Source organism: Aequorivita xiaoshiensis (assembly GCF_022008395.1).
In the GTDB taxonomy this organism is placed as follows: Bacteria; Bacteroidota; Bacteroidia; order Flavobacteriales; family Flavobacteriaceae; genus Aequorivita; species Aequorivita xiaoshiensis.
In genome coordinates this window covers 658,804-670,820 of record NZ_JAIRBB010000001.1, presented here as the reverse complement: position 1 = coordinate 670,820, position 12,017 = coordinate 658,804, and the positions used below count along the sequence as shown (strand labels likewise).

Genomic DNA, 12,017 nt, shown 5'->3' with positions numbered 1-12,017 from the left:
AAAATTCAAGTCCGTTGTCAGGTTGAGCGCAGTCGAAACCTCTTTATAGTGAAGAATTTCAAGTTCTCGACTGCCCATGAACGGACATCACTATTTATTGCTCAGAATTTCAATGTTTTCATGTTAAAGGCAAATGAAATACTTGAGTTTGTAACTATTAATTTAAAGACATTTAAACTATGTAAATTGGTATTCAAATTCAATTTTAAATTTTATAATTTGGCCAGATTCTATCTAGTTTACCAAAACAGAATTTTGGACGAAAAAAGATAGAATGGAATATTTTGTAAAAATAGTGAAGAAGAAAGCAAAATACATTTTGCGCATTTAGTAACAACACACTTTATTAATTCAATAATACTGTGAGTGAGACACATTATTATCAGGAAATTGTATCAACATTGAAATCGTTATTTTACCAGACTCTAACTCAAAAGCGTCTTATACTCATTAAACCCCACCAAACTCCATAAACCTTTGAAATTCTGCAATATGGTTTTGTATTTTTAATTGTTTGATTTAAAAATTACTAACCAATATAGGAAACAGTTATGAAAACTAATTTATTATTTCTAAGTACGCTATTGTGTTTACTTGTGGCTACGCCAATTTATTCGCAAATAACCAAGAGAACGAAAACAAAAGATGCTACAAACCAGAGAATTACCACTCCTTCTAATAAAAAATTAGCAGACACCAATCAAATTATAGTAGTTAATCCTGATAACAGAAAAATAGCTCCAAAACGGCAAAGAGTGATACACGGCCGCATCGATCCTATTACTGGAGAACAGATTCCTCCAACTAAAAAAGGAGCACCAAGTAAAGAGTTTGCTATTATCTTTCCTCATATCTCACAACAATATCCACATTCCAACTTTTATGTTTTAGGTGAGAGTGTATCGGGAAATAATGAAGGACATATTCCCAACGTACAACTTCACGGCGAAGGCCCAGCAGGACGTACAGTAGAAGTAAAGATGTTTAGGGTTGATCAAAACAATAGATTGATTCAAGATTGGACTCCGATTCGCGAAAAAATAAATCCAGAGGGATTTTGGGGAGCGAGTATACCTTGGGGTACATATGAGGATGAAGGAAAAAGCGTAAAACTCAAATTATTAGTTAGGAATTCCGCACATAAATCAAATATTATTACATTGTTTGTAGGTAGAGAATAATGATGAGCTAATTTGCAGAATAAATAAAACAGCTGAGGTTAAAAAAACATCCTTTAAATTGCTAAATGAAATTTAAATAGTTGAAGCTTGAATTTTCAATTTTCAATAATTTTAGCGTAGTATGGCCAATCACAATGAACTTGGAAAAATAGGAGAAGAAATAGCCGCTCAATACTTAATAAATAGCGGCTACAAAATTCTGTGTCGGAATTTCTTTTTTGACAAAGCAGAGATAGACATTATTGCTCAAAAAGAAGAAGATACCGTGGTAATTGTTGAGGTTAAAACTAGAAATAGCGACTTTTTTGGCGACCCTCAGAGCTTTGTTACTCCGGGGAAGATTAAAAACCTTGTGAAAGCTGCAAACGAATATATAATTTCAAATGAACTAGACGTTGAAGTTCGTTTCGATATTATTGCCATTCTAAAAAATCAAAAAACCGAAAATTTAGAGCATTTTGAAAATGCTTTTTATCATTTTTAGTGCTTAAAAGACTCACCTACTTTAAGTTGCAAAAACTACAGAACTCATAGATTTTCTTACTGTTTTTTGTAGGCTTCTAAAGTATCAATAATACCAAATAAAGCATTTTGACCTTGAGGGGTTCCGATTATCTTTTTATCCTTATCCAAAACAAAATAAGTAGGGGTTCCTGTCACATTATAATCTAAAGTAATAGCGGCGCGGTCCTCATTCTTTCTCAATACGTGGATAAAATTAGTGAGCTGTTCAGTTGTTTGTTTCCAAGGCTCATCTTCCATTTCTAAACCAACAGCTATTACTTTAATTTTATTACTATTTATAGCATTCATTTTTTCATTTAAAACAGGCATATTTTCCATACAGTAAGGACAGTCTGAGCTCCAGAAGGCCAGGACATAATATTCAGCTACGTCTGTGTTATAAAGCGTGTTTTCATTACCGTTTTTATCTTTCCAAGAAAAATTTGGGACCTTGGCTCCAATAGATAGATTTTTAAATAAATCTAACTTTTTAATCAGAACAGCATCACCCTGTGATGTAGCAAGGTCTGTCAAATAATTGTCGGCTAAATAGTTGGCTGCATTTTTTTTGTTTTTATTTACTAAAGATTGCCAAAACTCCGCTAATAATGTTTTTTGAAATTCAGAATCGCTGTTTTTAACTTCGAAATATATGTCATTTATAAGAGAACGATAAAATGTAGAACCTTGAATTAAGGTGAATTCTTCGTAATATTTTTCAATAATTCTTAAAGGAAAAGAGGAGCTCTGTAGTTGCATATCTCCAAAGTCAAAATTGCTAAAGAAATTTGTTTTCTTCTCTCCGTAGTATAAGCTTCTATTTTTAAAATCATTTGGGATATAGGGCTTATTAGCCTTGACGAATAATGAAACAAAAGTGTTTTTCGATTCATTCTCGGCCTTATTTTGAATATCTATTTGTTTTCTAAGAAGCGTTTTAACGTCTGTGGTATTTGGACTTTCAGAAGTCAATTCCGAATTCAATGCCTTTTCAACAGCCTCCATTTCTTTTAAATACTCATTAAGGATTTTATTTTGAGTATCTGTGAATACTACACCAGTGGGTTCAGAAAATGTAAAGGATACCGCTTCATTTCCATCATATATAAAATCAAAATAGTTGTTTTCTTCTGGTAAATTATAAACCAATCGGTAACTGCCTTTTGAAAGTGAATCGAAATTCATTTTTAACCTTCCATCATTTCCAATTTTGGTGTCCTGAGCATAAACTCTACCTGTTGGCGTTAAGCGGTATAAAATGGCAAAATCAAAGTCTTCCTTTGGAGAAAATTGTCCTGTCATAGAATCTTGACAATAAAGAAAGAAAGGACTTAAAAGAACTAGAAGTAATATTTTTTTGATCATGATAGTTAATTAATTTACAAAGCTATCAATCTTTTGAATGGAAAAATAATCTTTGCAAGTTGGTAGGTGGAGAATACTTTTTTATTATTTCTGTAACTTTAGAAGATTAAACTCACTTTTTAATTTCAACATTAAAAATACAATATGAACGACGATATAATTCAAGCTATAGAAAAGCAAAAGGAAAACCCGAATCTAAAGTATCGATTAAAAGTTCGAACAGAAGTATTTACAGATCTTTTATTCTTAACTCTCTTCGATTCAGAAACATCGGTTTCTAAAAACCTACAAATCTTGGAAGCAATGTTTGAGGAATTGTCTGACATTGCTTGTTGGAAGCCTGAAAAGCCTTGTAGAAAATTGTGGAAAAACTATGTTGAAAAACTTCCCGAAATTTTAAAAAAGTTAAACAAAGATGCTGAAGCATTTTTAAAAAATGATCCCGCAGCCAACTCTATTGAGGAAATTTATTTGTCGTACCCTGGATTTTACGCCATTGTAATACACAGGTTAAGCCACGAGTTTTATAAATTGAAAATGCCATTAATTCCAAGGTTAATGAGCGAATATGCGCATCATATTACAGGAGCAGATATCAACCCAGGGGCTCAAATAGGTGAGTCGTTTTATCTAGATCACGCTACTGGGACTGTTATTGGAGAAACCACCGTGATTAAAAACAACGTAAAAATATATCAAGGTGTAACTTTGGGAGCACTATCAGTAGCAAGAGACTTACGCAACATAAAACGCCACCCTACGGTTGAAGACAACGTAGTAATCTATGCTAACGCAACAATTTTGGGTGGTGAAACTGTAATTGGAGCCAATAGTATAATTGGAGGTAATGCATGGGTAACCAAGTCTATTGCACCAAATTCACTAGTATCAAACATAAGTCAAGTAAGAGTTAAAACAGCAGAAAATGTATAAAAACATCATAGATTTTATAGGAAAAACGCCACTGATAAAAGCAACTCGTTTGGTAAACAATCCAAACGTCACCTTGCTTTTAAAATTAGAAGGACAAAATCCTGGTGGTAGCGTAAAAGACCGTGCAGCTTACAACATGATTAAGTCGGCATTAGATAGAGGTGAAATTGATAAAGACTCCAAACTAATTGAAGCTACTAGCGGTAATACCGGGATTGCTTTAGCGATGATTGCAGGAATATTTAAGTTAAGCATTGAACTTGTCATGCCTGAAAACTCTACCAAAGAACGGGTTGAAACTATGCGTGCCTATGGAGCTAAAGTTACATTAACCTCAGCCGATATCGGAATTGAAGGCGCTAGAGATTATGCTGAAAAGAAGGTAGCAGAAGAAGGGTATTACTCTTTCAACCAATTTGCAAACAATGATAATTGGAAAGCCCATTTTAAAACCACCGGTCCAGAGATTTGGAATGATAGTGACGGTAATATAACGCATTTTGTATCGGCAATGGGAACAACAGGTACAATTATGGGAGTTTCTACATTTCTAAAAGAAAAGAATAAAGACATTCAAATTATAGGTGCACAACCTACCGATGGAGCTAAAATCCCTGGAATTAGAAAGTGGCCAAAAGCTTATCTGCCAAAAATATTTAATCCTAACAAAGTTGATCAAGTTATTGAGGTAAGTGAAGAGGAAGCCACAAAAATGACGAAACGCTTAGCTGAAGAAGAAGGCGTTTTTGCCGGAATGAGTAGCGGCGGAAGTGTTGCAGCTGCTTTAAAACTAATTGAAACTATAGACAGCGGAGTTGTGGTAGCGATAATTTGCGACCGTGGAGATCGATACTTATCGTCTCCACTGTTCGATTAAATCTTATTCTAAACTTTCAATGTTTTCCTTTGCTAGCTCTTCAATTTTATAAAGAAGAATAATTTGCAAAATCACGGTAAATATTAAAAAGAATATACCCAACCAAGCCATAAATACTAGGGTAAATAAAATACCACTTACTACCTGAAAACCTCCGGCTATTCCCGGAATATTACCAGATACATTTTTCAACCGCATGAGTCCCAATCCAAAAATGAAACCACCTATTCCGAAAAAAATAGATTGGATTACAATTACATATTCTATGTAGAATAATTCGTAATACAGCGATATCATGTCGTAACCATAAAACAAAATCGTTACCCCAATTAAAAAGTAGGAACCAATCTTTAAGAGGTAATTGTTAAAAATTTTCCCGCTTAAAATAAAGCCCCACATAAAGTAAATAAAAGTTATCAAAACGATAAATTTCATACTTACATACGCAGCATTTGGAATGATTAATTCATTTTCTTGAAATCGAGCATAGTCCACTGCAAATTCTACAAAACCCGACAGAAAATATACCAATCCACAAATCCAAGCTATTCTAAAATAGATAATTGAAAATCGATAATTTTCCCAATTTCGATTTATAGCCTTAACCTTATCTGCCTTTTTTAAATTTTCTAGATTTTCGCCTAAGGCGTTTAAAATGGTTTTTAAAGTAAAACTGCGCGGGGTAACCTCGCCGGCTTCTATTCTTTGAATGGTGCGTACATTTATATTACATTGCTCCACAAGTTCTTCTTGAGTTAAACCTTTCTTTTTACGTAACTCTAAAATTTTTTGACCGAGTTCAGGCTGTTTCATAATTAAATATTTATGGAAGCAATAGTACGATGACACTAAATATAGTGCAATTTTTTCAAGTGAATTTAACCCGACATTTACCCGACATTACTTGTAATTACCTGATTACAAGTAACTTAAATCAAGGTTTTTAAGTGTTATACTGAAAAAGGCTCCAAAGCTTTTAACGCTTTATCTACTGAAGAAATTCCTTCGAAAGTTAATATTAAACGTAAACCATTTCGGGTTTGCTTTTCTTTCATAGTTACTTTTTGTGGATGGCTTTGAACGTATTGAAGCACTTTGGTAAAAGTTGGACTTTGATAAAAAGCACTTTGTTGGTCTGCGATAAAATACCCAACCATTTTATTGTTCTTAATGACCATTCGTTCTAAGCCCATAGAAATAGCTTGCCATTTCAACCTCACGCTGTTTAACAAGTCTTCAGCCTGTATTGGTAGCTCTCCAAAACGATCGAGCAACTCCTTTTCAAATTTTTGAAGCTCATTCTCGTCTTTAAGCTCGTTTAACTTGGTGTATAGATTTAGTCGTTCGGTAATATTATTTACATAATCATCAGGGAAAAGCAATTCAAAATCCGAATCGATAGTAATTTCCTTCACAAATTTCTTATTACTTAACGGAGCTGAAGAATCTTCGTAGAGATCTTTAAATTCTTTCTCTTTTAATTCTTCAATGGCCTCAGAAAGGATTTTTTGATACGTATCAAAACCAATTTCATTAATAAACCCACTTTGTTCTCCTCCAAGTAAATCCCCTGCACCGCGAATTTCTAAATCCTTCATAGCGATATTAATTCCGCTACCCAATTCAGAAAATTGCTCTAAAGCGGTAATACGTTTTCTGGCATCTTCGGTCATAACCGAATAAGGTGGCGTAATAAAATAACAAAATGCTTTTTTATTACTTCTACCTACTCGCCCACGCATTTGGTGTAAATCTGAAAGACCAAAGTTATTGGCGTTGTTAATGAAAATAGTATTTGCGTTAGGCACATCCAATCCGCTTTCGATGATGGTAGTAGAAACCAAAACATCAAATTCGTTATTCATAAACCGAAGCATTAAATCTTCTAGTTTTTTACCTTCCATCTGCCCATGACCAATCCCAATCTTTGCGTCTGGAACCAACCGCTGAATCATTCCCGCAACTTCTTTAATATTTTCAATTCTATTGTGGACAAAGTAAACTTGCCCGCCACGCGAAATTTCATATTGAACCGCATCGCGAATACTTTCTTCTGTAAAGCGAATAACGTGTGTTTCTACTGGATAACGGTTTGGCGGCGGCGTAGTAATTACCGAAAGATCACGTGCAGCCATTAAACTAAACTGCAACGTACGCGGAATTGGCGTTGCCGTTAATGTAAGTGTATCTACATTTTCCTTTATAGTTTTCAGTTTATCCTTTACGGCTACTCCGAATTTTTGCTCTTCATCTATAATTAGTAGTCCCAAATCTTTAAATTCAACCGATTTATTTACTAATTGGTGTGTTCCAATTACGATATCTAAGCGACCTTCTTTTAATCCTTCCAAAACTGCTTTCCTTTCTTTCGCAGTTCTAAATCGATTTAAGTAATCGACTTTCACTGGCATTTCGGAAAGTCTTTCAGAAAATGTCTTAAAATGTTGAAAAGCCAAAATAGTTGTAGGTACTAAAACAGCAACCTGTTTTCCGTTATCTACCGCTTTAAATGCAGCTCGAATAGCTACTTCTGTTTTTCCAAAACCAACGTCACCACAAACCAATCTGTCCATAGGGCGTTCGTTTTCCATATCCTTTTTCACATCTTCGGTAGCAGTACTTTGATCTGGAGTATCTTCGTAAATAAATGATGATTCCAACTCTGCTTGTAAGTAACTATCAGGATCATAGGCAAACCCTTTTAGAGTCCTTCTTTTTGCGTAAAGCTCAATTAAATTAAACGCAATTTCCTTAACTCGGGTTTTGGTTTTTTGCTTTAACTTTTTCCAAGCATCACTACCCAATTTGTATATTTTGGGCTCCTTACCATCTTTCCCATTATATTTTGAAATCTTGTGCAGACTGTGAATACTCAGGTATAGAATATCGCGTTCGCCATAAAAAAGCTTGATAGCTTCCTGCATTTTACCTTCCACTTCAATTTTTTGCAACCCACCAAATTTGCCAATTCCATGATCGATATGCGTTACATAATCGCCGACTTCAAGATTTGTAATTTCTTTTAGGGTTATCGCTTGTTTCTTGGCGTACCCATTTTTAAGCTGAAACTTATGATAGCGATCAAAAATTTGATGATCGGTGTAGCAAGCTAGTTTTAAATCATCATCAATAAACCCTTGAAACAGAGGAAAAACAATTGTTTCAAATTGATTTACATTTTGTTCGGCATCTTCAAAAATGTCGTGAAAACGTTTTGCTTGCTGTTCACTACTACAAAAAATATAGTTTTTATATCCGTTATCTGTATTTTCATTCAAATTTTCAATCAGCAAATTAAATTGCTTATTAAAAGAAGGCTGTGGCTTAGTTGAAAATATTACCGAAGAAACTTTTTCTAGACGATTGGTATCTTCTTTTAAATTTCTTCTTTCCTTTACATTTAATGTAACAGTTGTAAAATCTCTAAGTTGCCCTTTAAGCAATGTAGAATCGCAAAATAACTCTGAAGGTTTTGCGCGTTTTATTTCAGAATCGATTGCGTTAAAAGCTTCAGTTGCTTTTTTGAAAAGATTGTTTATTGCACTGCTAAAAAGTTCTTCATTTTTCAGAAAAACCACTGTTTTGGAAGCGATATATTTTAGAAAAGACTCTCGGTTTTCATCGATTATCTTGTTTTCAATATTTGGAATTATTGAAACTTTTTTTATTTGTTCTAATGAAAGCTGTGTTTCCACATCGAAGGTTCGAATACTGTCTACGTCATCACCAAAAAACTCAATTCGATAGGGTTGATCATTACTAAAACTGAACACATCTAAAATTCCTCCGCGAACCGAAAACTCACCTGGCTCTGTAACGAAATCAGTGCGTTTAAAACGATATTCAAACAGGACTTCGTTTACAAAATCAATAGAAAGCTGATCGTTTACCGCTATTTTTAAGGTGTTTTGTTCTAATTCCTTTCGAGTAACAACTTTTTCAAAAAGTGCCTCGGGATAAGTGACGATAAATGCGGGTTTTTTTCGAGAATTAATTCGATTTAAAACCTCACTTCTCAATAAAACATTAGCGTTATCCGTCTCTTCTATTTGATATGGCCGGCGATAACTTCCAGGATAAAAAAGTACATTTTTATCACCCAAAAGGTTTTCCAAATCGTTAAGGTGATAAGCGGCTTCCTCTTTATCATTCAAAATAAAAAGAAAAGGCAAATCGGTATTTTTAAAGGCTTGGGCTAAAACCATCGAAATGGAAGAGCCAACAAGGCCTGATACTGAAATTGCTTGTTGCTTTTGGGATATAGCTTCTCCTAGTTTTTGCGTTTGCAAAGACTGAGAATACAGTGAAGTAGCGAATGTTTTGCTCATTGAACGGCAAATTTAATCCAAACCTATCAGGTTTTCAAAAGCTAACAGGTTTTAATTTCAACTTTATCATTTTAATAACACACATCCCTGAATTGAATCTGTATTTTTAGAATTAACTGAAACAACATCTCATAGGTTTAAATCTTTAGGTGTTTAAAAAATTTAAGTAATGGCGTTTAAAGAATACGATGTTTTTGTAATTGGAACTGGTACGGCAGGTAAAACTGTAGCATACGATTGTGCTGCCGAAGGAATGAAAGTTGCAATCGCCGATAATCGTGAATTTGGCGGAACCTGCTCTCAAAGGGGATGCGACCCTAAAAAAGTTTTAGTTGGATTTACCGAAGCCATTCATCTTTCAGAAAATTTGAAAGGCAATGGTATCACATCCATTCCGAAAATTGATTGGAGAGATGTACAAAAATTTAAATCGAAATTTACCGATGCCGTGCCTGCTGCAACTGAAAGAGATTTAAGGAAAGCAGGTATATCTATGTATCACCAATCTCCAAAGTTTTTGGATGATAACACCTTATCGGTAGAAGGGAAAACTGTAAAAGCAAAGAAAATAGTTATCGCAACAGGGCAAAAACCAATGGAACTAAAAATTCCTGGAAGAGATTATCTAAAAATTAGTGACGATTTTTTTGAGCTAGAGAAACTCCCAGAAAATATGGTGTTTGTAGGCGCGGGATATATAGGGATGGAGTTTGCGCACATTGCTGCCCGTTGTGGAGTAAAAGTTACAGTTATTGAATTTTCAGATAGGCCTTTAGGTCCTTTTGAAGCCGATATTGTCCAACACCTCACAAAAGCTTCGGAAGAAATTGGAATTAAATTTATTTTTAATGCAAAGGTTACTGAAGTAGCGAAACTTCAGAAAAACTATAGGGTTTTATATGATAAAAATGGTAAAAAGGATTCGGTCGATACGCGAATGGTCTTTAATACCGCCGGTCGCGTTCCTGCTATAGACGAATTAGATTTAGAAAAAGGAAATGTAGCATTTGAAAAGGGAGGAGTTTCAGTAAATGAATTTCTTCAAAATACAACTAATAAATCTGTTTATGCTTGCGGTGATGTTGCGGCAAGTGGTTCTCTACCGTTAACCCCAACATCTTCTCAGGAAGCTAGAGTTGTTTCTTTAAATATTAGAAATGGGAATAACACTAAAATGGATTTTCCGCCTGTGCCTTCTGTGGTTTTTACCATTCCTCAGCTTGCAGCTATTGGAATGACTGAAGACGAAGCAAAAGAAAAAGGCTATAATTATGAAGTAGAATACAAAAGCGTTCCTCAATGGTTTAATGCAAAACGTGTAAACGATAAAATTTACGCCTATAAAACTATTGTCGATAAGGACCGAGATATTGTTCTTGGCGCACACATAATAGCTTCTGGAGCTGGTGAAATGATTAATCTTTTTGTGCTGGCAATTTGCGGGAAACTTACCACAGAAAGCCTTAAAGCCATGATTTTTGCTTATCCTACTTGGGGGAATGATATAAAAGGGATGGTTTAAGGGGATAGAAATTGAAGGTGAAGATGAAGAAATAATCCATAATTATGAAAACCCTTATATTTAGAGAATATTTACCGCAATTATGCCTAGTCAGAATAAACTCATTTCAAAGAAGAAACCCACTTACCCTATTACCGATAGGTTTTTAAAGTACTTAACCCGTCACGGAAGGACCATTAAAATCCCAATTTATTACGACGATTTATTGCGATTTCAGGGATCTGTTTCGGTTTATGATAAAAATGGAAAAGACACACTTTGGGTGCGAGTTTACTATTCTGAATTTGAAACAGAAGAAATAAATGAGAGCTTAAAAAAAGTATATTCCATTTTACATTCTGATGGTAACGAAACTATTTTACCTTTCTTAAATATTGATAGTGTAGATTACTGCACCTTTGGGAATTCTAAACCATTTCGAATTAAAGTTCGTAATATTCTTAACGATAATTACCTCTATATATACATTAAAAAAGCCGATGCTTCACGTATATACGGCTTAGAACTTGAGGATTTACTTTCACCAAACCACATTAACTTTTTGGTGAGAAAAAACACATTAATAGAAGAGCATATTTCAGGAATACCTGGTGACGAATTTATAAACAACCATTTGGATGAATGTTCTAAAAGAGACAAACTAGAGATAGCCAAAGAATTTGTGAAATTTAACGAACGATGTTTTATACGCCTACTCGGGGATATGCGATCTTATAATTATGTAATGGTACTTACGCACGATTTTGACAGGATTCAATACAGAATTCGCGCCATAGACTTTGACCAACAATCTTATGAGGGAAATGCGAAGGTGTACAAACCTCAATTCCTAAAAGAAAACAATAAGTTAGTTGAAATGACTATGGAGCTTCTTCAACAAACGTCAATAGACCAATATATTAGTGAAGAAAGATCATTGCTAGCAAAACGAGCTACAAATGAAAAAAAGAGGTTAAAAGCCTTATTAAATTGTATGAAGGAAGACTCTATTTCTCCTCCCGAAAAGATTGAAGAGTTAAAAATGGATCTTTTTGAACTTACAGGTGATGTGAACTTTAAAAAAGCAAATAATATGGGTCAAGTATTGGAAAGCGCCTTAGCCTTTGTAATACGCAATTACAAAAATGTAAACCCATATATAATAAGGAGAAAAAGACAACAGCGTACCCAACCTTAACCAATGCCTGTAATTCTTTGTATTTTAATACTTATTCATCCCTTTTAATATTTCGAATTATTGCCAATTCTTTTCTAATATTTTCACATAAAAGTATTGGCTTGTTTATCTTTATAGCCACACATAAACT

Annotated in this window: 9 protein-coding genes; 6 read left to right on the top strand and 3 right to left on the bottom strand. The window is 34.2% G+C overall.

Translation table 11 applies throughout. The features are described 5' to 3' along the window. Positions 1–551: 551 nt before the first annotated feature. Positions 552–1,181: a hypothetical protein gene (locus K8344_RS03025; RefSeq protein ID WP_237606812.1), complete on the top strand. Its 630-nt coding sequence runs from the start codon at positions 552–554 to the stop codon at positions 1,179–1,181. A 121-nt stretch (positions 1,182–1,302) separates the two neighbouring features. Further along, a complete protein-coding gene (locus K8344_RS03020) occupies positions 1,303–1,665 on the top strand; it encodes a YraN family protein (RefSeq protein WP_237606811.1) in 363 nt (120 codons plus the stop codon). Between the two features lie 56 nt (positions 1,666–1,721). On the opposite strand, the gene K8344_RS03015 is transcribed toward K8344_RS03020, so the two are convergent. Beyond that, the gene (locus tag K8344_RS03015) at positions 1,722–3,050 is read right to left on the bottom strand and encodes a TlpA family protein disulfide reductase (protein WP_237606810.1); all 1,329 of its coding nucleotides are present in this window, start codon (positions 3,048–3,050) and stop codon (positions 1,722–1,724) included. 144 nt (positions 3,051–3,194) lie between these two features. Here K8344_RS03015 and epsC point away from each other — a divergent pair, with 144 nt between their 5' ends. Then, the gene (epsC, locus tag K8344_RS03010; RefSeq protein WP_237606809.1) at positions 3,195–3,983 is read left to right on the top strand and encodes a serine O-acetyltransferase EpsC; all 789 of its coding nucleotides are present in this window, start codon (positions 3,195–3,197) and stop codon (positions 3,981–3,983) included. Next, on the top strand, positions 3,976–4,860 hold the full coding sequence (gene cysM, locus K8344_RS03005; RefSeq protein WP_237606808.1) for a cysteine synthase CysM: 885 nt from the start codon (positions 3,976–3,978) through the stop codon (positions 4,858–4,860). Before epsC ends, cysM begins: the two co-directional genes overlap by 8 nt. A 3-nt stretch (positions 4,861–4,863) precedes the next feature. Here cysM and K8344_RS03000 read toward each other — a convergent pair whose 3' ends face one another. Together K8344_RS03000 and mfd are read right to left on the bottom strand one after the other, a co-directional pair. Continuing rightward, positions 4,864–5,673 (bottom strand): helix-turn-helix domain-containing protein, encoded by an 810-nt coding sequence (locus K8344_RS03000; RefSeq protein WP_237606807.1) that lies wholly within the window; start codon positions 5,671–5,673, stop codon positions 4,864–4,866. Between the two features lie 137 nt (positions 5,674–5,810). Continuing rightward, positions 5,811–9,188, bottom strand: coding sequence for a transcription-repair coupling factor (mfd, locus tag K8344_RS02995; protein WP_237606806.1), 3,378 nt, complete (start codon positions 9,186–9,188; stop codon positions 5,811–5,813). Between the two features lie 169 nt (positions 9,189–9,357). On the opposite strand from mfd, the gene K8344_RS02990 reads away from it, so the two are divergent. Further along, complete coding sequence (locus K8344_RS02990) at positions 9,358–10,710, top strand: dihydrolipoyl dehydrogenase family protein (RefSeq protein ID WP_237606805.1); 1,353 nt, start codon at positions 9,358–9,360, stop codon at positions 10,708–10,710. A gap of 82 nt (positions 10,711–10,792) precedes the next feature. Next, a complete protein-coding gene (locus tag K8344_RS02985) occupies positions 10,793–11,887 on the top strand; it encodes a hypothetical protein (protein WP_237606804.1) in 1,095 nt (364 codons plus the stop codon). Positions 11,888–12,017: the final 130 nt, after the last annotated feature.